The sequence below is a fragment of the Nonomuraea sp. NPDC050404 genome (genome assembly GCF_040655495.1).
Classification (GTDB): Bacteria; Actinomycetota; Actinomycetes; order Streptosporangiales; family Streptosporangiaceae; genus Nonomuraea.
This window is the reverse complement of the sequence record NZ_JBFAKB010000003.1, coordinates 545,267-571,150: the sequence shown is the minus strand read 5'-3', so window position 1 is coordinate 571,150 and position 25,884 is coordinate 545,267. Positions and strand designations below refer to the sequence as shown.

The window sequence follows — 25,884 nt, the reverse complement described above, 5'->3', positions numbered from 1 at the left end:
CGGGTCAGTGCTCCTTGGGGTCCCAGCGCGTGACGAGGCTCCCCTGGCCCGGCCAGAGGTCCTCCCACGCCTGCTCCACCCGGATCACCGCGAACGCCCCCGGCCTGAACGTGTAGTCTCCCCCCGCCAGCCCCAGGGCCAGCTCGTGCACGCCCGGGTTGTGCCCGCACAACACGACCGTGCTCAGGCCGGCGTCCGTGCGGCGGACGATCTCCAGCAGTTCCTGCGGGTACGCCTCGTAGATGTCGCGCTCGTAGCTGATCTCCATGCCGGGGAAGGCGAATTCGGCGGTCTGCTTGGTCCTGAGCGCCGGTGAGCAGTACACCACGTCCGGCTCCAGGCCGGCCGCCCTGATCTCGTCGCCCAGCCGTTTGGCGTCGCGCCCGCCCCGGTCGGTCAGGGGTCGTTCGCGGTCGGCCAGGCCGGGGACCTGGGCGGCTTTCGCGTGCCGCAACACGATCAAAGTACGCACGCGCTCATCCCGTCCTCGACGCCCAGCTGAAAGACACTCACTCGCTCACCCTGCCCTCGACACCCAGCTGAAAGACACTCACGCGCTCACCCCGTCCTCGACGCCCAGATGGACAGCGCGACGAGCACGGCCAGGACCGCGACCATCGCCAGGAGAATCAGGCCCAGGGTCTTCCCACCGCTCGGCCGCTTGTCATCGCTCACGCAGCCCAGTTTCCCACCGGGGTGGCCCGGTACCGCCTCCTGGGGCCCTGGGGCTCCTGCTTGGCTCCTGAGGGCTGTGGGGGGTACGAGCAGGCGCCCGTCCCCTGGGAGCAGGGAACGGGCGCCTGTCGATCGACGAGCTGTGGGCGCTACGACGCCACGGGCTCGTGCGCGCGGTTGTTGTTGTTGCTGGCCGGCTCGTTGGCCACCCGCCGACGCTTGGACACCACGATGGCGATGACCACCACGCCCACCGCCACGACGGTGATGCCGATGCGCAGGGCCGGGTTGGCCGCGTACATCACCACGGCCGGCGCCACCAGCAGCGCCACCAGGTTCATCACCTTGATCAGCGGGTTGATGGCAGGACCCGCCGTGTCCTTGAACGGGTCGCCGACCGTGTCGCCGATGACCGTGGCGGCGTGCGCCTCGGAGCCCTTGCCGCCGTGGTGACCGTCCTCGACGAGTTTCTTGGCGTTGTCCCAGGCGCCGCCGGAGTTGGACAGGAAGACGGCCATCAGGGTGCCGCAGGCGATGGCGCCGGCCAGGAACGCGCCCAGCGGCGCGTACCCCAGCGCGAACCCGACCGCGATCGGCGTCATGACCGCCAGCAGGCCGGGCGTGGCCAGCTCGCGGAGCGAGTCGCGGGTGCAGATGTCCACGACGCGGCCGTACTCGGGCTCCTCGGTGCCGTCCATGATGCCGGGCTTGTTGCGGAACTGGTCGCGTACCTCGAAGACCACCCGCATCGCGGCGCGCCCGACCGCCATGATCGCCAGACCGGAGAACAGGAACACGACCGCGGCGCCGACGATCAGCCCGACCAGGACGTTCGGCTGGTCGATGCCGAGCGAGAAGTTCTGGAAGCCGCCGAGCGCGCTCTTGACCGCGTCCGAGGCCACGGCCAGCTCTCCCTCCACGGCCGTGCGGAAGGCGCCGAACAGTGCCGTCGCCGCGAGTACGGCCGTGGCGATGGCGATGCCCTTGGTGATCGCCTTGGTGGTGTTGCCCACGGCGTCCAGGCTGGTCAGCACGCGGGCGCCCTCGCCCTCGATGTCGCCGGACATCTCGGCGATGCCCTGGGCGTTGTCGGAGACGGGACCGAAGGTGTCCATGGAGACGATGACGCCCACCGTGGTCAGCAGCCCTGTGCCCGCCAGCGCCACCGCGAACAGCGCGATCGTCACGTTCCCGAAACCGAGCAGGAACGCGCCGTAGACCGCGCCGCCGATGATCAGGGCGGAGTAGACCGCCGACTCCAGACCGACGCTGATGCCGGCCAGGATGACGGTCGCGGGGCCGGTGGCCGAGCTCTCGCCGATCTCGCGTACGGGACGGCGGTTGGTCTCGGTGAAGTAGCCGGTGAGCAGCTGGATGGCGCCGGCCAGCACGAGGCCGATCAGCACCGCGCCGATGGCGATGAGCCTGGGGTCGCCGTCGAAGTTCACGATGCTGCTGCCGGTCAGGCCGTCGAAGCTGCTCGGCAGGTACCAGAACGCGGCCGCGATCACGAGGACCGCCGAGATGCCGGCCGAGATGAAGAAGCTGCGGTTGATCGCGGCCATGCCGTTGCGGTCGCCGCTGCGCATCCCGGTGATGAAGATGCCGATGATCGCCGTGATCACACCGATCATCGGGACGATGAGGGGGAAGATCAGCCCCTGCTCGCCGAAGGCCGCCTTGCCCAGGATGAGGCTGGCGACCAGCATGACCGCGTACGACTCGAACAGGTCCGCGGCCATGCCCGCGCAGTCACCCACGTTGTCGCCCACGTTGTCGGCGATGGTGGCGGCGTTGCGCGGGTCGTCCTCGGGGATGCCCTGCTCGACCTTGCCGACCAGGTCGGCGCCGACGTCGGCGGCCTTGGTGAAGATGCCGCCGCCGACCCGCATGAACATGGCCAGCAGCGCCGCCCCGAACCCGAAGCCTTCGAGCACGCTGGGCGCGTCCCCCTGGTAGGCGAAGACGACGACGGCCGCGCCCAGCAGGCCGAGGCCCACCGTGAACATGCCGGCCACGCCGCCGGTCCTGAACGCGACGCGCATGGCGCGCTTCTCGCCCGACTCCTTGGCCGCGGCGGCGACGCGAACGTTCCCGCGCACGGCCAGCCACATGCCCATGAACCCGGTCAGGGCGGAGAACACCGCACCGACCACGAAGAAGATCGAACGTCCGACACGTACGTCTGTTTCCCCTGGTAGCAGGAGCAACAGGAAGGGAATCACGATGACGAAGATCGCCAACGTGCGGAACTGACGTGTGAGATAGGCGGCGGCGCCCTCTTGGACGGCGCGCGCGATGTTCTGCATTCGTTCGGTGCCCTGGCCGGCGGACAGCACTTCGCGCACCAGGCCGCCTGCGACGGCCAGCGCGATCAGTGCGACCGCGGCGACCACGATCACGATGGTGAGATTGTTACCGCTCAGGACCAGATTGGACGCTGGCTCCGCTGCCAGCATGTGCCTGCTCATCGTTCTCCTCGGCAAGACCGGTCGTCTCGCCCGGGCGGTGCTGCAGAATTCCTCGGCGGGTGTTGCGGCACCATCCGGGTTATGGGTGCCGCTTCCGGTTGAATCCGCGTTCCGCCGGATCACCTTGGCCGGTGCCGGGAGTCTACGCAGGCCCTCCGCGGATATGAAGGCTCTCGCGGCGGCTAATTGTGCGAGTGTCTGGTAATCCCCTGCCAGTGACCCGGTTTGGGATCTGACAAGTGAAATTTCCCCAGGTTTACGGACCCTGAAAGGTTCGGAATCGGTCCGACCGGAACTCGGTTATGCAGGGCGTATGACTTGGGAGCGAGGAGGCTTTCGGGCCTGGAGGGTCCAGGGTGAGGCGGCGCACGACGATACGGGCGGGTGGTCCGATATGACCACCCGCCCTAGGGGCATTCGATCCGGTGTGCGAGTGGCCTGGCGTGACCACCCGCCCTGATCCGGAGTGCGGGCGGCCGGACCACGGCCACCCGCGCTTCGAACGTGCTGCTGTGACTATCTATCGCAGGTTGCGGCTCGAGCTACCGGATGACCTCTCCGGCTTGGGCGCCGAGTCTCCCGACTTCGCCTTCGGGACCGGCACGGGGGAAGCCGACCGCTTGGCCTGCTGCTCGGCGGGGGCCGACTCCGTGTAGGTGACCGTGAGCTTGGGAGGCCGGACGCCGGTTCCCGTGCGCTCCGAGGAGTGGAACGCGCGGTCGTAGGACTGGCCCGCCGGGTTCTCGATGGCGGCCCGCACCACCAGACCGTGGTTCGCGGTTCCGCCGGCCCAACTCTCGGCGATCGACTTCACCGTCCAGTTCCAGGGCACGTTGACGGTTCCGCAGCCTGCGGGGTCGCCCGCGCTCGCCTCGCCCGTCGCAGTGGCGGCAGGCTGGTTCGCCCAGGTGAGCGTGTTCTGGTCCCAGGCCGCGGTGACCTGCTGGGCCTTCAGGCTCTGACCCGGCGACGCACAGCCGCCGGAGCTGGAGTTGAAGAGCTCAAGCTGCGCATCGACGATCGTCTTGCCGGCCAGTTGCGCGGTGTCGAATTTCAGGTAGGTCCGCTCGAACTCCATCACGCCGTCGGCGGTGAAGCCACCCGCCCACAGCGCCGTGTGCGCGGGCTGCGAGTCGGTGTAGGTCGCGGTGTAGGTGTCCGAGAGCAGCGGCAGGGAGACCGTCGTCTGCGTCGGCGGGGGAGCCGGGACAGCGGTGTTCATGTCGGTCTGGATCTCCTGGGCCGACTGAGCCCGGTTGTAGACCCGGACCTCGTCGATGAGCCCGGCGAAGTACTCGCCCCAGATGATGTTGCCGCCGATGAGCAGGTTGCCGTCGTCCATGTCGACGTTGCCGGTGACCGGGACCTGGCCCACCTGCGTGCCGTTGACGTACAGGCGTGCCGTGGTCCCGTCGTAGGTGGTGGCCAGGTGGCTCCAGGTGTTCACGGGCAGGGCGGAGGTGCCGTCGGCTTCGTAGCTCGTGTAGTCGACGACCATCCATCCGGAGGGGGCGGTCGAGTTGGAGCCGTACAGCATGAAGCTCGCCCCGTCGCCGGAGTCGAAGTCCTTGGACAGCACCGTCCGCCAGCCGTCCACGGAGGACGGCCGGACCCAGGCGGACAGGGTCAGGGTGTTCGTCAGGCGCAGCGATGGCGCGTCGGCGATGGACACCAGGCTGGTCCCGCCGTTGAAGGACAGGCCCCGGCCGTACTTGCCGTTGACCCAGGCCGTGTCCAGGGCGGTGCCGTTGTTGTTCAGGCCGGAACTGTCGGCGACGACCGTTCCCGTGGTGGAGTCCATGCCGTACGCGGCGACGAGGCCGTTGGCCGCGACGGTGTCCTGCGCCTCGGCCTTGGACTGAGCCTTCGGCGATGCGGATTCGGCCCGGAAGGAGGTGTCCACCTTCGCGTTGCTCGGCAGGCCGGGTTTCGTGTCAGGGGCGGGAGAGTCGACTTGGGCGAAGGCCGGTGTGGCGGTCAGCGAGGCGGCTAGGGCGAGAACGGCCGGCAGCGAGACCCAGGAGCTGACGGTTAATCGGGGAGATCGCACAGGTGACCTTTCTTTCGGGCAAAATCGCAGAGATCATGACATGGGAATTGTGGAGAAGTAAAGATCACTTACGTATCGGGCAAGCGATCTTCCGTCATATCCCGTGCTCAAACCCGGGACACGAACGTGATCTCCCGGCCTGCCAATTCATGGCCGCCCCCACCGGACCCCTGCCACAACCCGATATCGGCCATGCACCGACCGTTTTGGACGCACTGCAGTTGGGCCCGCGGGACACGCCGAATACGAGCACACCCAGACACCCCGTGACCGGACGCCCCCGACACCCTGAGGCCGGACACATTGAGGCACTGAGGCATTTAGACTCTGCGGGCTTGGCGGGCTTGGCGGGCTTGGCGGGCTCTGCGGCTTTGCGGCGTTGAAGTGGCGCGCTGGGCAGCGACACCGTCAGCCGCGCTGAGAGCGCCCCTGCCCGGTCAGGCGACACGAACCCGACGACGGCACGGATCCTTAACGGCGAGGCAGACCGGCCGGCCGACAAGACGCAGACCGGCAACACGCAGCGAGAGATCGTTCAGATTCCGACAACACCGACATCACAGGCAACGCGGGCGACCGACCACACGAGCAGCAGCGACGCAGAGCATCGTCGGCTGACAAGCGGTCGACCGACCATCACACCGACCTCAGTGCCAGCCTGGCCAGCCTCCAAGAAACCCTGGATGCCGTAGCGGCCCACAGCCCCCAGCCAGCCGCTCACCCCGCGCTGGACCACGCATCTGCTTGTGAACCCCCGCTGGCTGGACCCACCCAGCCGCTGACAACCCCGCTGAACCGCACTCAGCCGCTCAAGGCTCCGCCCTGGTCACGCTAGCCACTCGCAACCCCGCCGGGCCTCATGCAGCCGCACACAACCCCACCCAGGCCACACAACCCCACTCGGGCCACGCAACCATGACCGACCTCATGCAGCCGCACAGCTCGACGCAGGCCACGCAAGCGCGCACATTGGCCACGCAAGCGCGCACATTGCCCCGCCGGAACTCTCACCCCAACCGCTCGCAACCCTCGACGGCGCACACCGCCGTTCGCGGGCCTCAACGGCCTACAACCTCCGCTGCCAACCAACCGACCTGGGTGCCAAGCCCTATGCCCAGCTCAGCCCCTCGGCCGCTCCGACATCATCGCCAGCAGCAGTACCCACCACCGGCCCCAGCACGATCAACCACCGCAGCTGAGTACCCCATGGGCCGGCCCACCCTCCGACCCCAGCACGATCAACCACCACGGCTGAGCATCACCACGGGCCGAGCCGACCCGCCGGCCGATCGGTCAGACGCCGACGGTGGCAGGCCAGCTCATACGAATGTTGGTTCCCTTGGGGCTGGGAAACACCTCGACGTCGTCAGCCAGGCCCTCGATGACCGCCAGCCCAAAGTTGGACATGAACGAGTCGGAGAGCATGCCGAGATCGAGCGGTCGTTCCTGCTTGATCTCTTCGCTGGGGGCTTGGTCGCTGACGGTGACCTCGAAGCGCCCGGAGTCGTCACGTAGCTCGATCCGGATGGGCTCGCCCGGACAGTGCGCGCGATGCGCCTCCACCGCCCGGGAACACGCCTCACCCACAGCGAGCCTGACTTCGTCCAGCAGTGATTCCTGCACGCCGGTGCGGCGAGCGATCGCCGTCGCCACCAGCCTTGCAGTCCGCACATGGGCGGGAAGGGCGCTGAACGTCAGCTCGACGGTAGCCATGCTACTTGTCTTTGCCGTGAGCTTCCTTGGCCTCGTCGACCGAAGCGTAGATCCCGAAGACCTTGGTCAGACCGGTGATCCGGAAGATCTTGAGGATGCGCTCCTGGGTGCAGACGAGCTCGAGGGAGCCGTCGTGCGCACGTACCCGCTTGAGCCCCCCGACCAGGACGCCAAGGCCCGTGGAGTCGAGGAAGTCGACCTTCTCCATGTTCACAAGAAGGTGGAAGTTGCCCTTGTTCACCAGGTCGATGAGGAGCTCACGCAATCTCGGCGCCGTGTAGACATCGATCTCACCCTCGACCTCCACGATGGTGAGTCGGTCTTCGGTGCGGTGATCCAACTTCAGATCCACAGATCCTCCAGCGCCTCGCCTGCGAAAGTACTCTTGCGGGCCTGGCAACCTGGAGCGTGGCCCCAGACTGTCCGACCCTGACGCGCGGCATTCAACCACGCGCCTGGCTTGTGTCTATACGAAATCACGATTCCCGGCGACTCTGCCCACCGATGCGAGACTGGAAACAGTGACTTCCTCCGGATCCTCCCCACAACAGGCAGGTCCACTCCTCCACCACCTGCTTGGCGTTCCCGCACGTCACGAGCGTGTCACCCATGTGGAGCATGTTCCAGCACGTCAGGCCGGTCAAGTCTGTTGGCCCAAATGGACGCCTGAAGTACTTGTTACGCGCTTGGCGAACCGCGGGGTGACAGGACTCTGGCCTCACCAGTACGAAGCCGCCGACCTGGCACACCGTGGCCGAAACGTGATCATTTCCACAGGCACGGCATCCGGGAAGTCCCTGGCGTACCTCACCCCGGCGATCGCCTCCTGTCTCGAAGGCGGCACGGTCCTGTACCTGACGCCGACCAAGGCCCTGGCCGCCGACCAGCTCCGCGGCCTGCGTGAGCTGCGCATCACCCCGGTACGCGCGGCCTGCTTCGACGGCGACACGCCCTTCGAGGAACGAACCTGGATACGCCAGCACGCCAACTACGTCCTAACAAATCCCGACATGCTGCACCGCAGCATCCTCCCCCGCCACGCGCAGTGGTCCTCGTTCCTGCGCCGGTTGCGCATGATCGTCGTGGACGAGTGCCATGGCTACCGCGGCGTCTTCGGCTCCCACGTCGCCCAGATCCTGCGCCGCCTGCGCCGCGCCTGCGCCCGCTACAACTCCCGCCCCACGTTCCTGCTGGCCTCGGCGACGGCCAGCGAGCCCGGCGCGTTCGCGAGGAGGCTGACGGGGCTTGAGATGGACGAGGTGACGGTGGACGCCTCGCCCAAGGGCTCGACCACCATCGCGCTGTGGGAGCCGCCCCTGACGGAACTCCGGGGCGAGCGTGGGGCTCCCGTACGCCGGACGGCGACGGCTGAGGCGGCGGACCTCCTGGCGGACCTCGTCCTGGCCGACGTACGCACCCTCGCCTTCGTACGGTCCCGCCGTGGAGCTGAGACGGTCTCCCTGGCCGCCCGCGCCAAACTGGCCGACGTAGCCTTCTCCATCTCCCCTCCCTTCCCACCCACCCCCGCCCTGCCCGAAACCCTCACACCTCCAGCAGCCCCACCACGCAAAACCAACACACACGAGCCCAAAACCCAACCGCACAAGACCCGACCACGCGAGGCCGAAGCACCCGAAACACGGCCGCACAAGACCCGGCCACACGAGCCCGAAACACCCGAAACACGGCCGCACGAAACCCGACCACACGAGACGGGAACAAGCGAAACCGAAGCGCCCGAGACTGAAGCACCCGAGGCCAAAACACCGGAAAGCGAACCACTCGAATCCGGACCGCGCGAGACCCGACCACGCGAAACCGAACCGCTGGAAACCGGAGCACCGGAGACCGGACCCGCGAAAACCGCAGCACCGGAGACCGAACCTGCGGCAACCAAACCAACAGCAACCGAACCCGCGGAAATCGAACCTGCGGCGACCGAACCTGCGGAAGTCGGATCAGAGGCAGCCCCTCCGGGCGGGCCAGCCTCTCCCCATCCCCTCACCTGGGCGATCCCAGACGCCCAAGACCCCGGCCTGGCCGACCTCCCCAACAAGATCGCCGCCTACCGAGCCGGCTACCTCGCAGAAGACCGCAGACTTCTCGAAAAGGCCCTGCGAGCCGGCACCATCATGGGCCTGGCCACCACGAACGCCCTCGAACTCGGCGTCGACGTCTCGGGCCTGGACGCCGTACTGATCACGGGCTGGCCCGGCACCCGCGCCTCCCTCTGGCAGCAGGCGGGCCGCGCGGGCCGGGACGGCCAGGACGCCCTCGCCGTACTGATCGCCAGAGACGACCCGCTGGACACCTACCTCGTGCACCACCCCGAGGCCCTGTTCGGCCGCCCGGTGGAGGCGATCGTCCTCGACCCGGACAACCCGTACGTCCTGGGCCCCCACCTGTGCGCCGCGGCCGCCGAGATCCCGCTGACCGAGGACGACCTGCCGACCTTCGGCGCGACCACGTCGAAGGTCCTCGCGGACCTGGTGGCTCAGGGCCTGCTCAGAAGGCGCCCGGCGGGCTGGTTCTGGACCAGGCGCGAGCGAGCCACCGACCTCGCCGACATCCGAGGCGGCGGAGGCAGCCCCATCCAGGTGGTGGAGTCGGCTACGGGCCGCCTCCTCGGCAGCGTGGACGAGCCTTCCGCTCACACCACGGTCCACACCGGCGCGATCTACCTGCACCAGGGAGAGACCTTCCTGGTGGAACTCCTGGACCTGGAAGCCGGAGTGGCCCTGGTCTCACGCGCCAATCCCGACTACACGACGTTCGCCCGGGACATAACCGAAATCACCATCCTGTCCACCGAACGCTCCCAACCGCTGGGCCCAGGCACACTGCATTTCGGCGAGGTGGAGGTGACCCGCCAAGTCGTCTCCTACCTCATGAGACGCCTCCAGTCAGGCGAAATGCTCGGCGACGAACCCCTGGACCTGCCGCCCCGCACCCTCCGTACCCGCGCCGTCTGGTGGACACTGCCCGCCTCTGCGGTGGCCCCTCTCGCCGAAGCGGGCATCGACCTCGGCGGCGCCGCGCACGCCGCCGAACACGCCGCCATCGGCCTGCTCCCACTCTTCGCCACCTGCGACCGCTGGGACATCGGCGGCGTCTCCACGGAACTGCACGCCGACACGGGCCTGCTTACCGTCTTCGTGTACGACGGCCACGAAGGCGGCGCCGGTTTCGCCGAACGCGGCTACGCCCGAGCCGCGGACTGGCTGACAGCCACCCGCGAGGCGATCATGTCCTGCGAATGCGAACGAGGCTGCCCGTCTTGCATCCAGTCCCCCAAATGCGGAAACGGCAACGAACCACTAGACAAACGCGGCGCGATCCACCTCCTCAACACACTCCTCCCCCCGCAATAACCCATCACTTACGCAAAGAACCCCACCCGCAAACGCACCACCCAACAACCCAGCCCACCGCCCCCGGACACGCCCACCGCCCCCGGACACGCCACACCACCACCCCAACAGCACAACCGAACGCACATCCCACACAAGCACGACCGAATACGCCCACCACGGACGCGCCCAAGCCACACCACACCAACCCAAAGCACGGCCGAACATGCCGCACCACGAACCCGCCCCAAGCCGCACCACACCGGACGCTCGAACCGCCGCGGTCGCGTCCACAGGAGTGGTTGTACGAGTTTGGCCTGGCCGCAAATTGGCGTCGTGAAATAACGACGGCCACCGCGTGATCCTTCGAAAGGCGCAGTTCAAGATCGAAGGAGACCACGTGATGGCCGCAGACAACAGTGTGACGCCTGAGCAGTGGGCCGCGCAGCAAATCCAGACCGGTAACCCAGACTTGTTGCAATCACGGCGGCAGACCATGCCGAGACGTCGCTGTCAGCCGAGCCCGCCGGCCTCTGCGCCGCCTACAACTGCGAACACCGCAACAACCAGACCAACCGGCACACCGCTACCGCACCCGCGACTGGACACCCGCGCAGGCTCAATCGAACCAGCCATCCCCTAACCGCACTCCGACTCCTACTTCCCGGACTGGCCGCTGGAACAGCGCCACCGGGCCGAGCCGACCGACGAATAGGCCGAAGCCCGCAGCTACATGAGCCTGGATGCCCTCGCCAAAGCACGTATCCGCTGATCCCCGGCGACACACCCACCCAGACCCCACTCCCACAGAAACTCACCGCTTAACCTGCAGAAATCAGGATCACAGGCCGACACACCGCAAGCCACCACGCTCCACAGACCGACGCGCCCCAGACCGACATGCCTCAGGCTGACGCGCCGCTGGCCAACGTGCCCCAGACTGACGCGTCCCGGGCCGACGCACCCCAGGCCAACGCGCCACCAGCCAACGCGCCACAACGCACCGCAGGCTGACGTGCCGTGACTTCCCCTCCCCTGCGAGCAACGCCCAGCCCTCATCAACCGTCAGACGCTCGAAAGCTCGCGCTCAAAGTCGCACTTGCGTTTGTCCCTGCGAACGGACTGCTAACTTTCGCCGCCTCTATGACGACGACCGGCATGACCTCGCTCAGTGTTTTCCCCATTGGCACCACCATTGCCAATGCCCTCGATGACGCCGTCATCGTCAGCGGCCCAGAAGTCGGCTGCCCCAGGCTGAGGACGCTCCCAGAACCCGCTGTCCTCCATCGATCTCGGCGATGGCGGGAGGTAGTCGTCCCAGCGCTCCTCAAGGTGTACGGCAGGCGCAACCGTTGACGCGGAGGGCTCAGACACGGCGGAGGACTCGGGAACGTTCGTGACCGCCGAACTCGGCAGCGCGATGTGAACCGGCCCTTGATGTGGGTTCTGTGCCACTTGCCCTTCTTGAACACGTCGCTCGGCATCCGCATCGATATCACCCGGCAGCACACCGAACACTCCCCCGTGTAACTGGTCAGACGAGGGCGCCATGTGCCTCTGAGAAGCACCGGTGTACGCCGCTGCAGCACCGCCGTACGCCGACGGATCGGCCTCCTGCTCCTCCCACTGCCTCCTGGCCCCGTGCGGCCGTTCGACTTCTGGTCGCGGTTGGCCGGTTCGAGAGAACTGCTCACGAACACGAGACGACGGCTGCTCGGAACCCTGAGCGGACTGCTCATGCGTACGAGACCACTGCCTGGAGGCGTGGGACGGCGGCCCGGAAACTGGGGAGTGCTGCTCCGGAGCACGAGACGACCGCCCGGAGACTTGAGAGCGCTGCTCGGAGTCAGGGGACAACTGCCCGGAAACTTGAGAGCGCTGCTCCGGAGCACGAGACGGAGACGACTGCCCGGGGCCTTGGGAATGCGGCTCGGAGACTTGAGAATGCGGTCCAGGGACACGTGACGACGGCTGCTCGGGAAGCCTTGTCTTGGCGACTGCCAGGATGACGGCGGGTCGCCGTGCCGCTGTCGTGCCATGTGCGGCGGTGCCACTCGCCGGCTGAGTCTGCACCCCCGGGGTGAGGTTTGCTGCCTGCGTCGCAGGAGTCGGCGTACTGGCATCCCCACCAAGTGAGGCCGTGGAAGGCACCGGCGCGGGACTGTCTGGGGCGGTGGCGAGCGCGCGTCGCCTCGCCCAGGCACCCGCATGAGCGCCGAGCAGCAGAAGAAGAATGCCTCCGGCAACGTAGAGACCGTACTGGCCGATGTTGCCGATCGGTGTCTCGTTCGCCTGGGCCTTCACCCCGTCGCTCTGCACAGGAGCCGAATCAGTTTCGTCTTTCGCGTCCGCCGGCACCAGCCCCCCGTTCTCGCCCTGCTCCTCGCCGGAGGGAATCGGCAGGTTGCCGCTTGGATCGGCGTCGGGTATGTCCGGCAGTTTCGTGCTGGACGGCAGTTTCGTACTGGTCGGCTTACGCGGAGTCGGCCTGCTCGACGGGAGAGCCTGCTTCTTGGCGGGCAGCGTCGGCAGCGCGTCAACGCCCCTGGCATTGTCGTTCTTGGGCGTCTGCTCGCGCTGAGTCGTCGTCGTCTTCGTCGGCTGGGCCGAGGGCGCGGCAGGGAAGGCGATGTACGCAGGCGCCGAGTCACCCGACCCGATCGACCCACCGTCGCCATCGCCCCTGAACGCCTTGACCGTGAACCCCACCTTCTCCCCCACCGCCCTGGAGGGCACGGCGAGCACCGCCTTGCAGGAGGAACCCGCGCACGCGCTGTCAGCGGGCAGCCTTCCAACAACGCCGGACTGCGTGTTGGAAACCTCGTACGACTGCAGGTCCGGCTCGGACCCCTTGCTCCAGGTCACAAGGACCTTGTCGGCGCCCTGCCTGCCCGCATCCACGTTCCCCGGCGCCTCGGCCGGTCGGCGCAGTGTGAACGTGCTGCTCGCGTACCTCGTCCCAGTGATCTCTCCTCTGAGAATCACGGTGAAGGACCCGTTGGGGGCATCACCCGCGTCGAACGTGCCGGAGATCGTTTGATTGGCCCCACCCCCCGCGACCTTCTGACTCGGCGTGGAGGGCCCTTCGACGTACAGGCCCACCTTCAACTGCATCAGCCCCGTACGCGCCGAGACCTCAACAGACGAGCTCGAAACCACCTGACCGTCGGAGGGGGAAGTGATCTGCCCCGAAGAGCCCGTCCCCTGACTCGAAGAGCCCCTCCCCTGAACTGATGACGCAGCCCGCCCCAACGGTCCAGATTGAACTGATGACGCGGCCCACTCCAACAGGCCAGGCTGAACTGACGACGCGGCCCACTCCAATGGTCCAGCGTTAGCCGAGGACCCGGCCCACCCCAACAGCTCAGAGCTAGCCGTGGACGCAGCTCGCCAGGACGAGCTGACATGGCTTGAGTAGTCGGCCCGTCTCATTTCCGTGGCCGCTTGTGCGGTGCCGCCGAGCGCGATGGATACGGCCGCGATCACCCCTGCGGCGGCGACGACTTTGCCGACTACCGTCACGACGCTTCCCTCCGTCGAGAGCCTCGCGCCGCTTGAGCACCCTCGGGGGTTCATGCGACGACCGGAAGTGCAGTCCAGCCCGGCCGATACGGTCACCGACCGTCCCCGGACCCGCACCCTAGCGACTGTGTTCCTGCTCTCCCACGCCCTTTGTCACATACGGCATGGACCGAGGGTAAGCGGAACCTTACGGGAGATATCCAACTCTTGGACACCGCGTCCAAGAAGTCGTAACTCGATCGCGACATTGCTCAGCAGGAGCCACAACCGCCCCACCATTACTGAGACGTCCGAAAATGCCGCTCGCAACTGAGCGTATATAACGCAATGTCGCGATCCATGATGATTGTCAATGTTCTGGTGACGATGAGTGATCATTTTCGGTCGGGAAGTTTCCCGTCGGCTGGGCCAGCCCGTGACCTGCCCACAACGGTGCGGGAACCTAATAACGGTAGAGAGACCTGCAGTGCTGTCCAGACATCGGCGATATCTTCGGTGACCTTGCATTGCGTCAGCTCCACGCCATTCTCCGCAGCCAGTTGAGCGGCCCTGTCGCAGGCGCCTTCCGGGTCGATCAGCGCCAGCTTGGCAGCCGCGAGAGCACTGAGGTCGGCGGCACCACTGACCCGATGGCGAGCCACTCGTACGGAACCCACCGTGGCGAGCGCCATGGCAACCGCCATCAACAGGCCCATGAGCGCCACACCCCAGAGCGTGGCCGAGCCGCGCTCTTTGGAGTTGATCATTACTCTCCAGTGCTTCGAAGGGATCGGTTGGTCGTCAGGCGGGACCCGGGTCAGCGGTTGCGCGTAGCAGTGGGTGCGGATCAGCAGGTGCGGGGGTAGCGGGCGCGCCGGATGGCGAAAGCGTGGGGTGGTGGAGTAGCGAAGCGTGGGCTGGCGAAAGCGTGGGGTGGTGGACACGTGGGGTGGCAGGTGCTCAGGTGCGCGGGTAGCAGGTGCGCGGGCGGCGGAGGCTCGAGGTTGCAGGGGTGTGGAGCAATAGTGGCGCGGAGCAGTGGTGGTGGGGTGGCCATCTGTGGCATGGGCCAGGCGGTCGCAGGAAGTTGGGCGGCGGCGGGGAGGGGCCGGCAGGTGGGTACGGGTTGGAGTTGCACATCGCCAGGCCAGCCGCCGCAGGGCTGCCCGGTGGATAGAGATGGGTGGCCAGGTTCTGGCGATGGCGGGGCGGTGATGGGTGTCCGGTGGTAGCGGGTCATGGTTCGGTTTGTGCGGTGGCTGTTGCTGATACTCGGACGGGCGGTAGGGAGTGGCCCCAGGAGGGGCGTACTTCGACTGTAATCTGCACTTTTGTGAATTCGGGGTCGCGGGTTATGGCTATCTCGGCGTTCGAGCTGGTGGCCGTTCGGGTGAACTCGCGGACCTGATCCAAGGGCTCGCCTCTGGCTGCGGCTCTGGCCGCGGTTCGGGCGGCGTCCACACACTCGAGTTGGACGCCAACGGCCTGGATTGCCCATAGAGCGGCGGCCAGTACGACCATCAGGGCGGGCAGCATCGCGGCGGTCTCGATCGTCACCGAGCCCCGCGATGCCGACCGCTTGCTGCTCGTGGAGATCCGCGCGTGGCGGGGTGTCATCCCGTGGTGGTGTTGAGTGCTCGGTTGATTAGTGATGTCAGCATTTCTTGGACTTCGGGACTGCTCACGATCTTGAAGAGAAGTGCGGCAAAGGCGCAGGCTGCGATGGTTCCTACTGCGTATTCGGCGGTTGACATGCCGCGTTCACGGTTGATGGCAGCGTAGTGAAGCCATTTATTCGATCGTGGCCGGAGGCTTTTGATTCGTCGGCTATGGGTCGGGGTGAGTGACGATGGCTCCGCGGTGCCTGTGTCGAGGGATCGGCTATCCCGTCGATTGCTGACGTGTCGATCGTTGCCCAATTGCTTGCCGTTCAGTTGGCTGCTGCCCAGTTGGTTGCTGTCCAGTTGGTTGCTGTCCAACTGACTGCGGCCCTGCTCGCTGCGGCCCTGCTCGCTGCGGTGCGCTTGCCCGTGGGCCGCTTGATTGCGGGCCTGCTCGCTGCTGTGGGCTTGCCCATAGCCCGCCTTCCCGTGGCCCGCTTGCCGGTGAGTCGCTTGCCCGTGAGTGGCTTGCCCGTGGCCCACCTGCTTGTGAGTCGCTTGCCCGTGGGTTGCTTTGCTGCGTGCGGTTCTTGTTGAGAGCGCTTGAGTGGTTTGAGCTTTTGTGGGTTGGTGGGAGCAGGTTGGGCTTCGGATGAATTGGTTGGCTGGGTGGGCGCTCGATGTGGTGGTGGCAGTGGGCGCTGGGATGGCTTTGATGTCGTCTGGCGTGGTGGCGGGACTGTGCATCTTGCCTCCAGAGGTTGGAGCCGGGGGGTTGGCCGGCGGGAGTTCAAGGGTTGCCTAGGCGGGATGGAGGGCGGGGGGCCGAATCGCGTTCTGTGGATAAGCGGGGTGCCAGGGTGGAGCCTTGTGGATGGGTTGGGTTTCTGCTGCGTATTCGGTGTTTAGGGCGTCTGTGTGGTTCTTGTTGGCCTTACGGTGGCGATGGGCGAACCAAGTGGGAAATGATGACCAGACCGATGAGATTCGCGGCATTCTGGCTCGTAAGAACACCACTGCCCGGGCTGCGCTGCTCGGCGCGTTGAACGGGTTGGATGTGGAGGGGCAGCTTCGCGCGGGCGGGCTTGAGGACGGTGATCTGGCCACGCTTCGGAGCCGGCTCGTTCGGTAGGTGGGGTGGCGGGCACAGCTGCCTGCTGTACGCCCGGTGCCTATGCCGAATTGTGTGCCTGGTTCGACTTCGACGCCCGTTTCTTGGTTCTCGTGCCTGTGTTGGTTTTTCATGCCGACTTTCTGCTTGCGTACTCGATCGTGGTGTTTAGGGGAGCACGATGGTGGAGGCGAGGCCGGCCACTATCGGGATGATGCCGAGTAGGACGAAGGCCGGCAGGAAGCACAGGCCCAACGGGGCGACTGCTTTCACGCCGACGCTTCTTGCCGAGGCGACGGCCGCGGTCCTGGCCGTTTCTCTGGCGTCGTCGGCAAGGCGGGTCAGGACGTCGGCCACAGGCGCGCCACTTTGAGCTGCTCGGCTCATGGCTCGGGACAGTTGGCCCGTGGTGGGGTCTGCGGCGAGGGACGCCCAAGTTGGTTCTGGGTCGGCGCCCAGGCGCAGTTGGCTGCTCACCCATGTCAGGCGTTCCCCCAGAGGGCCGCCCAGTGCGTAGGCGGTGATCTGGGTGGCAGTGCTCACTGGGTGTCCTGCTTGGAGGCACGCTGTCATCAGGTCGGCGGCGAAAGGCAGGTCGGCTGTGATTCGGCGGCGGTCGTGCTGGTGTTGCTGGGGTTCTTTTCTGTGGAGGAGCAGAGCTGTTGCCGAGGTGGTGAGGATGCCTGCGATGACGCCGGTGCTGCCGCCGATCAGTAACGCGGACATCAGGCCGGTGCCGGTGGCGGTGAGCATTGTTTTGCGGGTGAGTTTGTGAGGACGGTGACGGTTGGGGTGGAGCCAGGTTGGGGTGGAGGGCTGGTTTTCGTCGGGGAGTTGGTGGGTTGTGTGTGTTTGGGGGTCTGGACGGTCTTGACGGTCTTGAGGGTTGCGGGAGCGAGGGGGCCTGGTGGTTGTAGGAGGTCTGCTGCTGCTTGCTGGACGTAGTCGGGTGAGGCGTTCTGCGGGGGTTCGTGGTGAGAACCACAGCCAGGCGGATATGCCGGCGCATAGAGCGGCCAGGAACTGGAGCATTGGCGGATCCGAATCGTGCTCGTGTGCGGGGTGTCGGGCGTACGCGTCCCAAGGGTGAAGTAGCGCTGGGACTGCCGGTGGGTTCGGTGCGGATCACCTTGCGGGGGGGGCGGGGTGGTTGTTGCGGTCAGGGTTGGGCTTGGGTTGCCATGTGGTTGGTCCACCACAGGCCGCAGGCGTCGAGTGCTACTCCGGTTGTCAGGCACAGGAGGCCGGGGAGGCTGCCGAACAGGAAGGTCAGTGGATGCATGTTCAGGGCTGCGGCCATGAGGAGGCCGAGGGCCGGGAGTAGGGCGAGCATTCTGGCTGTGGTGCGTGGGCCGGCCAGTTGTGCTGCGACGTCCTGGCGGTGGGCTTGGGCGGCTCGTAATGTGTGCGCTACCCGGTCGATCAGGGAGGCCATGCCCGCGCCTACCATGGTGCCGACCTGCCAGCAGGCTGCCAATTGACGTAGACCCTCGCCTCCTTGTTGAGGGGCCGCTGCTGTCAGGGCCACGGAGACGTCGCCGCCGTCCCGTGCGGCCGCGACGACAGGGCGCAGGAGGTCGGGCTCGGGGAAGTCCACTGCTGACAAGGCTCTGATCAGGGATTCGCCCGGGGTACGGCCGGCGGAGAGTTCCGCTGACAGGGACTGGCACAGTTCGATGGATGCCTGTCGCCAGGTCTCGGCGCGGCGGGCGGGGGTGGCGGTGGAGGTCTTGAGGAGTTCGGGCAGGGATTTCCATCGTGGTTTGGGGCTGTTCCGGGTCAGCAGAAGTTTGGTCAGGCGGGTTGTCGCCCTGTCGGGGCCTGTCCACAGCCATATGGCGCAGGCTGTGGACAATGCGGCTATCAGCGCGCTGATCATTGTTCTTCCTTGTCGTGGGGTGCTCCATCGTGGGTTCGGAGCTTCATGAGCGTGCTGCTCTGTGCGCCAAGGCGTCGTAGCCGGGACCGGGGTGGGTGTGGCCCTGCGCGTCGAAGGTCAGGGCCGGGATCGACTCGACGAAGCCGCTCGGCGTTCTGGTGAGCAGGCAGATCTCGGCTATGCGCCTTCGGCCGTCCGGGCGGCCGCGGGTCAGATGGATGACCGCGTCGAGAGCCGCCGCCAACTGGCTGTGCACGGCCTCTCTGCTCAAACCCGCCGCGCAACCGAGAGCCTCCAGGCGAGGCGGTACGTCGGCCGCTGTGTTGGCGTGCAAAGTGCCGCAGCCCCCCTCGTGACCCGTGTTCAGGGCGGCCAGCAGGTCGACCACTTCGGCTCCCCGTACCTCACCGACCACCAGGCGGTCCGGGCGCATTCTCAGTGCCTGACGTACCAGGTCGCGCAAGTTCACCCCGCCGGCGCCCTCCAGGTTGGCCGGGCGGGTTTCCAGGCGGACCACGTGGGGGTGGAGAGGGCGGAGCTCCGCCGAGTCCTCTACCAGCAGGAGGCGTTCTCCTGGGTCCGCGAGGGAGAGCAGGGCGGACAGGAGCGTGGTCTTGCCTGTGCCGGTGCCGCCCGTGACCAGGAAGGCGAGTCTGGCGGTGACCATGGCGGTGAGCACCGGGATCGCGGGTGGGGTGATCGTACCCGCTGAGACGAGGTCCCCCAGGGTGAAGGTTCGGCGAGGTGGCAGGCGTAGTGAGATGCAGGATCCGCCGGAGGCGATGGGTGGGAGCACGGCATGGAGGCGGACTCCTCCTGGCAGGCGTGCGTCCACGTACGGGGAAGCGTCGTCGAGGCGTCTGCCTGCGGCGGTTGCCAGGCGTTGGGCCAGCCTGCGGACGGCCCCATCGTCCGCGAACGTGATCGGGGTGCGGCGCAGGCCGGCGCCGTCGTCGATCCATACCTCGCGTGGGCCGTTTACCAGGACGTCCGTTACGTCGGGGCGGGTCAGGAGTGGTTCCAGGGGGCCCGCGCCGATGAGGTCGGCGCATAGGGCTCGGGCTACGGCGAGGATCTCCGCGTCGCCGTAGACGGATTTCTCCGCTCTGAGGGCTACTGCTACTTGGGCGGCGGTGGGTTCGACGCCGGTTCGGGCCAGGCGTACGCGAACGGCTTCTACCAGGTCTGGGGAAACGGGAGTCGGTGTGGAGGGGACCATCGGTAGCTCGGCTTGGGATTGAGGGCCAGGTTGAGGGTGAGGGCGCATGTCGGTCAGTGGATGGGGCCCGTTGGGGTGAAGGCTCGGCTCGTTATGTGGCTGGTAGGAGGTCTTGTAGGAGGGAGGTGCAGAGGGCGCCGAGTACGGTGCGGGGGCCCAGTCTGGGGAGTTCGCCTCGGTTGAGGGTGGCGGTTAGGCGAGGTTGGTCGGGGAGGTTGCCGGCCGAAGGGATGCCCAGGGAGGACATGGCTGTGTCGTCGTCCACGACTCCTGGGCGGACGACCGCGCGGATGTCGGCGGTGTGTTTGCGTATCTCGGACAGGATCTGGCTTGTTGAGAGGATGCCGCGTACGTCTGCCGTGGCTACCGTCAGGGTTGTTTTTGCCCTGGTCAGGGCTTCCTTTGCGGCTGGGTCCAGGTGTCGGGGGAGGTCTACGACGACGAGGTCGAAGCCGCGCCTGCCTGCTTCCAGGACTGAGCGCATGGCTTGAGCCGGGATCGGGCCGACCTCGCCTCTGTGGAAGGACAGGACGGCCAGGTCTCCGAACGCGGGAAGCGCCGCTTGTAGTGCGCTGGAGCTGATCCGGCCCTCCCTGGCCACCAAGTCGCCCCAGCGGGCGCCCGACGCCTCCTCGTGGCCGAGTAGCGCGTCTATGCCTCCGCCCAGGGGGTCCGCGTCCACCAGCAGTGTGCGGAGGTGGTCGGCTGAGGCTCTCAGGGCCAGGCAGGCGGCTAGGACGCTGGCCCCTGCTCCTCCTCTGCCGCCTATCACGCAGATCACGGATCCTGAACGGGGGTCGGGCTCCATGGCGTCGGCGAACAGGTCCACGAGGGTGCGTTCGTCGCTCGGGAGGGTCATGACGGTTTGGGCGCCTACTGCCACGCATTTTCGCCATGTGTCTGGGTCTTCGGTGTCCTGGGTCACCAGGAGGACTTGGTCGCGGGGTGGGGGTGATGTTGCGGCTACGGCTTCTGCCTGGTCGGCGCCTATGGCCACGAGTGGGGCGAGGTTCCAGAAGGGGCGGGCGTGGGCGGGGGCGTGGGCCACGTCGAGTTGCGTGCCGGCCGCGGCCGCTATCCGGACCAGGTCGTCGAGTAGGGCGTGGTCTTCGGTGATGACCAAGGGGCGATGCATGTTGGCCTCCCGGGAAGCGACGTGACGTGGGTGCGCGGGCTTGGGAGGTCCGAGTTTGTTGGATGGGGTGGGGGTGGCGAGGGGCCGAACGGCATTCTGGGGATTGTGGCCGGGGTGGGGGTGGTGGCTGTGGATAAGGGCGTCGCTGCGGTGCCTGGGGAGGGCGGACCCGACGCGGCGGGACGGGGGTGCGGCAGGACGGGGGTGCGGCAGGACGGGGGTGCGGCAGGACGTGGCGGGGCAGGCGTGGCGACGCGGGCGTGGCGGGGCAGGCGTGGCGACGCGGGCGTGGCGGGGCAGGCGTGGCGACGCGGGCGTGGCGGGGCAGGCGTGGCGACGCGGGCGTCGCGGGACTGGTGTGGCAGGACTGGTGTGGCAGGGTGCGCGTGGCGGGGCAGGCGTGGCGGGCACGCATGGCAGGGCGTGGCCGGGCGCAGGGCGTGGCCGAGCGCAGGGCGTGGCCGGGCAAGGTGCGGCAGGACGTGACCGATGAGCGCGGCTAGGGCAAGGCAAACAAGAACCGGACGCGGGAACCGGACGCGGGGAAGGTGCGTGCCGAGGGCTGCGGGTGCCGGGGAGTGGTGGGGGTGTGCCTTGCGTGGGTGGCTGAGCGCCGCAATGGAGGGGAAAAGGGGCGACCCCCGCCGGGGGGGAGAGCGGGGGTCGCCTGTCGGTCCGGCTCCGGGGGGGTAGAGCCGGTCCCGTTTCAGAAGAAAGCTTTCATCACCGGACCGGAGCCTGGCAAGAGACTTGCAAAGCTATCCCGTGCGAGGGGCTCCAGTTTCGGGGCGATACCTCCGTATGCTGCCCGATCGACTCGAGTTTCGTCGAGGAGCAATCTCGCATTTTCGCCAAGTTTTTTCGTCACGCGATAACGATCACATAAAGGAGATCACTCAGAGTGATCGTCACAGGTTGGTAACCGACTCAGGGAAGGCGCCGGTTCCCATATGGCCGACGGGTGGTCCACGGCTGAGTAAAGGTCTTGGTCCGAGGGGTTCCCATCAGGGCGGATCCGGCATAGAAAGGTGATACGGACCACATGTCCGGGTGCATCAACCGGGTACCCACGCGCGACCAGCCGCGGGAGGCGCGTCGTGGCGGGCTTGACCCGTTCCGACGGATAGAGGTGCACGCTTGGTAACCCGGTGTGACGCACCGGCGGACGGCGTCTCATGACTGAGACGCCGTCAGCTATGTCAACTTTCTCCCGGAGCGGGCGCGTCAGCCCCTCTGCATGGCCTCACAGACGGCTACCGTCTCGCGTACGCCCAGGCTTACCGCGGAGGCACAGTGTTGTACCCAGGCGGCCACTCCCTCAGGCGTCCCGTCCAGGTACGCCCGCAGCGCCTCCCCGTACGGCAGCTCCGAATGCCCTACCTCCACGGCCACCAGCGACTTCGGATCCAGTCCGTACTCGACCAAAGTCAGCCGCTCGGCCGAACGCGCCACGATCCCGTCCGCCGTACCGAACGGGCGTAGCACCACCAGCTCCGCGTGTACCACGGCGGCCAGCACAATCGCGGGTGCCTTCGTGGGGCGCTCCAGCAGGTCGAACAGGCCGTCCATCCGGGTCGCGGCGTCGGCGGCGCTCGGAGCGGGGCCGAGGGACAGCGGGTCGGGGACGGCGACGCCGCCTTCGTCTCCTGAGCGGGGGCGGCCAAGCTGCTCCTGGGAGGTGAGCTCGGTCGCCGCGACGGCGTGCAGTCGCGCGAGCACCTGCCTCGGAGCCCGTCGCCAGGTCGAGCCCATGCGGCCCATCTCCGCCGACGCGCGCAACGCTCCCTGGACCAGCGGATCGTGGGCTTCGTCCCGGCGCAACACGTCCAGCGGTACGTCCACACCCTCGATCGCGGCCGACGCCCGGGCGCCACGCAGGGATGACTCGGCGGACACGGCGGGGCTGGCCCTGCGCAGGACGCGATGGCGGTACAGCTTGTCGACTGCCTGCCGAGCCTCTTCCACCGCCTCGGAGACGCCGGGCAACTGGGCGATGACGGCCAATGGGTCACTCACGGGAACTGACCCTACCTGCGGGTAGCACCGCGCCTGCAGGTAGCACCGCACCTGCGGGTAGCACCGCACCTGCGTCTGTGCCGGCACCTGCGTCTTGCGTCTGCGGCAGGACCACACGCAGCAGATCAGGAGCAGGGCGGGGCTCGAGTGAGGGCGAGGCTGACCGAATGGGGGCTGACCGAATGAGGGCTGGGCTGGAGTGGCACCGCGCTGGGCCGGGCTGGAGCTGGGCCGCGCTGGGCCGGGGCTGGCACGAGGGCTGGGTTGAGGGCCGGGCTAAGGGCCGGGCTAAGGGCCAGGCTGGGGCGGCGCGAGGCTGCGTTGGGCTGAGAGCCGGGCTGGGGCCGGTGCCGGGCTGGGCTGGAGTGGGGGCGGGGCTGGGCTGGAGCGGGGCCGCGCTGAGGCGGGGCCCCGCTGGGGGCCGGGCTGCGCTGGGGGCCGGGCTGCGCTGGGGGCCGGGCTGCGCTGGGGGCCGGGCTGCGCTGGGCGGGCTGCGCTGAGGGCCGGGCCGGCGCGGGGCTGGCGCTGGGCTGAAGCAGGGCTGCGCTGGGGCGGGCTGGCGCTGGGGCGGGGCTGGCGCTGGGGCGGGGCTGGCGCTGGGGCAGGGCTGCGCTGGGGGCCTGCGCGGGGCTGGGGCTGCGGCTGGGCTGGAGTGGGAGCTGGGCTTGGGCCGCTCTGGGGCTGGGCTGGAGCGGGGCCGCGAGGGGTGGGAGAGGTGGAGGTTTGGTGTTTGAAGGCCGCAGGGGCGCGGGCGGTACGGAAGGTCGCAAGGTCGCAAGGTCGCAACGTAGGGGGAAATCACTGCGGGTAGGGAGGCGGGGCATGGTGTCAGGTCGTTGAGAGGAGTACCAGAGTTGTAGCTCTCAGTGGCCGAGCCATGGCCGAACGGTGGCCGAGCCAACAGATAAAGGCACATGCAACGCGACCAGGACAAGCAGCCGCACCCAAGCACGCACCCCCAGAAACCACCCCCATAAAGGACCTTAAAGCATTCTCCCGATTTCAGGATGGCAACATTTCAATAGCGTTCGTAATGCGCCGAGATAAGCCAGCCCCACCCACCTCCACGGTACGGACCTGTCTAGACCTCTTGTGTCGCGTGGTCATGAGCTGGTGAAGTGGGACACGAACCTAACCATTCTGGCCATAGAAGGAGCACGAGGTGGCCCCGGAGACCGCTGGTAACGAGCCCCAGGCGCTGTCCAACCTGCTGAAGGAGAACCGCCGGTTCGCACCGCCGGCTGACCTGGCGGCGGCCGCGAACGTGACCGAAGCCTCATACGGCGAGGCGGCCGCTGACCGTCTCGCCTTCTGGGAGCATGCGGCCGACCGGCTGGCATGGACCAAGCGTTGGGAAAAGACGCTCGAGTGGAACGCCCCCTTCGCCAAGTGGTTCGTCGGCGGCGAGCTCAACGTCGCCTACAACTGCGTAGACCGCCACGTCGAAGAGGGACGCGGCGACAAGGTCGCCTACCACTGGGAGGGCGAGCCGGAGGGTGACACCCGTACCCTCACCTACAACGACCTGAAGACCGAGGTCAGCAAGGCCGCCAATGCCCTGCGCGAGCTGGGCGTGAGCAAGGGCGACCGGATCGCGATCTACATGCCGATGATCCCCGAGCTGCCGATCGCGATGCTGGCCTGTGCCCGCATCGGGGCGATCCACTCGGTGGTGTTCGGCGGGTTCTCGGCCAGCGCGCTGAAGAGCCGGATCGACGACGCCGACGCCAAGGTGGTCATCACCGCCGACGGCGGCTACCGCCGGGGCAAGCCGTCGGCGCTCAAGCCGACCGTGGACGAGGCCGTCGCCGAGTGCCCGCAGGTGGAGCACGTCCTCGTCGTACGGCGTACCGGCCAGGAGGTCGCCACCAACGGCAAGGACGTCTGGTGGCACGACCTGGTGGAACGCCAGAGCGACCAGCACACCCCCGAGCCGCACGACGCCGAGGACCCGCTGTACATCCTCTACACCAGCGGCACCACCGGCCGCCCCAAGGGCATCCTGCACACCACCGGCGGCTACCTGACGCAGACGGCCTGGACCCACCACGCCGTCTTCGACCTCAAGCCCGAGACCGACATCTACTGGTGCACGGCCGACATCGGCTGGGTGACCGGCCACTCCTACATCGTGTACGGCCCCCTCGCCAACGGCGCCACCAGCGTCATCTACGAGGGCACCCCGGACACCCCGCACCGCGGCCGGTTCTGGGAGATCGTGCAAAAGTACAAGATCACGATCCTGTACACGGCTCCCACGGCGATCCGGACGTTCATGAAGTGGGGCGACGACATCCCCGCCAAGTACGACATGTCCAGCCTGCGCATCCTGGGCTCCGTCGGCGAGCCGATCAACCCCGAGGCGTACGTCTGGTACCGGGAGCACATCGGCGGCGAGCGCTGCCCGGTCGTGGACACCTGGTGGCAGACCGAGACCGGCGCCATCATGATCAGCCCGCTGCCCGGCGTGACCGCCGCCAAGCCGGGCGCCGCGATGCGCCCGCTGCCCGGCATCGTCGCCGACGTGGTGGACGAGCAGGGCCAGAGTGTCCCGAACGGCGGGGGCGGCTTCCTGACCGTACGCGAGCCGTGGCCCTCCATGCTCCGCACGATCTGGGGCGACGACCAGCGCTACATCGACACCTACTGGAGCCGCTTCGAGGGCATGTACTTCCCCGGCGACGGCGCCAAGAAGGACGACGACGGCGACCTGTGGCTGCTCGGCCGCGTGGACGACGTCATGCTGATCTCCGGCCACAACATCTCCACCACCGAGGTGGAGAGCGCCCTGGTCAGCCATCCGAAGGTGGCCGAGGCGGCCGTGGTGGGCGCGACCGACCCGGTGACGGGCCAGGCGATCGTGTCGTTCGTGATCCTGCGCGGCACCGCGGAGGAGAGCGACGACATCGCCGCCGACCTGCGCAACCACGTGGCCAAGACCCTGGGGCCGATCGCCAAGCCGCGCCAGATCCTGGTGGTGCCCGAGCTGCCCAAGACGCGTTCCGGCAAGATCATGCGCCGTCTCCTGCGCGACGTGGCCGAGAACCGCAGCATCGGCGACGTCACCACACTGGCCGACAGCACGGTGATGAACCTGATCTCGGAGAAGCTCCCGTCCGCGAAGTCGGAAGACTGACGGACGAGAGGGCCGACGGACCGAGAA

General features: G+C 67.6%; 16 protein-coding genes. 3 read left to right on the top strand and 13 right to left on the bottom strand.

The window, feature by feature from the left end; translation table 11 throughout:
• Positions 1-4 precede the first annotated feature (4 nt).
• The 5 genes from AB0I81_RS11130 to AB0I81_RS11110 form a co-directional block, all read right to left on the bottom strand.
• Positions 5-472: a histidine phosphatase family protein gene (locus tag AB0I81_RS11130; RefSeq protein ID WP_360653634.1), complete on the bottom strand. Its 468-nt coding sequence runs from the start codon at positions 470-472 to the stop codon at positions 5-7.
• Positions 473-824: 352 nt separating this feature from the next.
• Entirely contained in the window at positions 825-3,146 is a 2,322-nt protein-coding gene (locus AB0I81_RS11125; protein ID WP_360653631.1) for a sodium-translocating pyrophosphatase, read from the bottom strand.
• A gap of 520 nt (positions 3,147-3,666) precedes the next feature.
• The gene (locus tag AB0I81_RS11120; protein ID WP_360653628.1) at positions 3,667-5,196 is read right to left on the bottom strand and encodes a LamG-like jellyroll fold domain-containing protein; all 1,530 of its coding nucleotides are present in this window, start codon (positions 5,194-5,196) and stop codon (positions 3,667-3,669) included.
• Positions 5,197-6,489: 1,293 nt separating this feature from the next.
• Positions 6,490-6,909, bottom strand: coding sequence for an ATP-binding protein (locus tag AB0I81_RS11115; protein WP_360653625.1), 420 nt, complete (start codon positions 6,907-6,909; stop codon positions 6,490-6,492).
• Position 6,910: 1 nt separating this feature from the next.
• Positions 6,911-7,261, bottom strand: a complete 351-nt coding sequence (locus AB0I81_RS11110) for an STAS domain-containing protein (RefSeq protein ID WP_043629845.1) — start codon at positions 7,259-7,261, stop codon at positions 6,911-6,913.
• Between the two features lie 409 nt (positions 7,262-7,670).
• On the opposite strand from AB0I81_RS11110, the gene AB0I81_RS11105 reads away from it, so the two are divergent.
• A complete protein-coding gene (locus AB0I81_RS11105; protein WP_360653622.1) occupies positions 7,671-10,280 on the top strand; it encodes a DEAD/DEAH box helicase in 2,610 nt (869 codons plus the stop codon).
• A gap of 3,875 nt (positions 10,281-14,155) precedes the next feature.
• Here the strand turns inward: AB0I81_RS11105 and AB0I81_RS11100 are convergent.
• The 7 genes from AB0I81_RS11100 to ssd all read right to left on the bottom strand — a co-directional run bounded on the left by AB0I81_RS11100 (position 14,156) and on the right by ssd (position 20,693).
• The gene (locus tag AB0I81_RS11100; RefSeq protein ID WP_360653620.1) at positions 14,156-14,527 is read right to left on the bottom strand and encodes an Rv3654c family TadE-like protein; all 372 of its coding nucleotides are present in this window, start codon (positions 14,525-14,527) and stop codon (positions 14,156-14,158) included.
• A 469-nt stretch (positions 14,528-14,996) separates the two neighbouring features.
• On the bottom strand, positions 14,997-15,377 hold the full coding sequence (locus AB0I81_RS11095; RefSeq protein ID WP_360653617.1) for a TadE family type IV pilus minor pilin: 381 nt from the start codon (positions 15,375-15,377) through the stop codon (positions 14,997-14,999).
• Complete coding sequence (locus AB0I81_RS11090) at positions 15,374-15,739, bottom strand: DUF4244 domain-containing protein (protein ID WP_360653614.1); 366 nt, start codon at positions 15,737-15,739, stop codon at positions 15,374-15,376. The genes AB0I81_RS11095 and AB0I81_RS11090 overlap by 4 nt, the downstream gene beginning before the upstream one ends.
• 901 nt (positions 15,740-16,640) lie before the next feature.
• Positions 16,641-17,225 carry a type II secretion system F family protein gene (locus AB0I81_RS11085; RefSeq protein WP_360653611.1) on the bottom strand — a complete coding sequence of 195 codons (585 nt, stop codon included), beginning with the start codon at positions 17,223-17,225 and terminating at the stop codon, positions 16,641-16,643.
• 406 nt (positions 17,226-17,631) lie between these two features.
• Positions 17,632-18,351, bottom strand: coding sequence for a type II secretion system F family protein (locus AB0I81_RS11080; protein WP_360653608.1), 720 nt, complete (start codon positions 18,349-18,351; stop codon positions 17,632-17,634).
• A gap of 43 nt (positions 18,352-18,394) precedes the next feature.
• On the bottom strand, positions 18,395-19,570 hold the full coding sequence (locus AB0I81_RS11075) for a TadA family conjugal transfer-associated ATPase (RefSeq protein WP_360653605.1): 1,176 nt from the start codon (positions 19,568-19,570) through the stop codon (positions 18,395-18,397).
• Between the two features lie 91 nt (positions 19,571-19,661).
• Positions 19,662-20,693 (bottom strand): septum site-determining protein Ssd, encoded by a 1,032-nt coding sequence (ssd, locus tag AB0I81_RS11070; RefSeq protein WP_360653602.1) that lies wholly within the window; start codon positions 20,691-20,693, stop codon positions 19,662-19,664.
• A gap of 314 nt (positions 20,694-21,007) precedes the next feature.
• Between ssd and AB0I81_RS11065 the strand changes: the two genes are divergently transcribed.
• On the top strand, positions 21,008-21,208 hold the full coding sequence (locus AB0I81_RS11065; protein WP_360653599.1) for a hypothetical protein: 201 nt from the start codon (positions 21,008-21,010) through the stop codon (positions 21,206-21,208).
• 721 nt (positions 21,209-21,929) lie between these two features.
• On the opposite strand, the gene AB0I81_RS11060 is transcribed toward AB0I81_RS11065, so the two are convergent.
• Positions 21,930-22,721 carry an oxidoreductase gene (locus AB0I81_RS11060; RefSeq protein ID WP_360653597.1) on the bottom strand — a complete coding sequence of 264 codons (792 nt, stop codon included), beginning with the start codon at positions 22,719-22,721 and terminating at the stop codon, positions 21,930-21,932.
• A 1,162-nt stretch (positions 22,722-23,883) separates the two neighbouring features.
• Between AB0I81_RS11060 and acs the strand changes: the two genes are divergently transcribed.
• Positions 23,884-25,857 carry an acetate--CoA ligase gene (gene acs / locus AB0I81_RS11055; RefSeq protein WP_360653594.1) on the top strand — a complete coding sequence of 658 codons (1,974 nt, stop codon included), beginning with the start codon at positions 23,884-23,886 and terminating at the stop codon, positions 25,855-25,857.
• Positions 25,858-25,884: the final 27 nt, after the last annotated feature.

Coding starts and splice junctions, on each gene's coding strand:
- AB0I81_RS11085 (WP_360653611.1), bottom strand. CDS start 17,225: ATGCTCACCGCCACCGGCACCGGCCTGATGTCCGCGTTACTGATCGGC.
- AB0I81_RS11125 (WP_360653631.1), bottom strand. CDS start 3,146: ATGAGCAGGCACATGCTGGCAGCGGAGCCAGCGTCCAATCTGGTCCTG.
- AB0I81_RS11115 (WP_360653625.1), bottom strand. CDS start 6,909: ATGGCTACCGTCGAGCTGACGTTCAGCGCCCTTCCCGCCCATGTGCGG.
- AB0I81_RS11095 (WP_360653617.1), bottom strand. CDS start 15,377: ATGACACCCCGCCACGCGCGGATCTCCACGAGCAGCAAGCGGTCGGCA.
- AB0I81_RS11080 (WP_360653608.1), bottom strand. CDS start 18,351: ATGATCAGCGCGCTGATAGCCGCATTGTCCACAGCCTGCGCCATATGG.
- AB0I81_RS11075 (WP_360653605.1), bottom strand. CDS start 19,570: ATGGTCCCCTCCACACCGACTCCCGTTTCCCCAGACCTGGTAGAAGCC.
- AB0I81_RS11100 (WP_360653620.1), bottom strand. CDS start 14,527: ATGATCAACTCCAAAGAGCGCGGCTCGGCCACGCTCTGGGGTGTGGCG.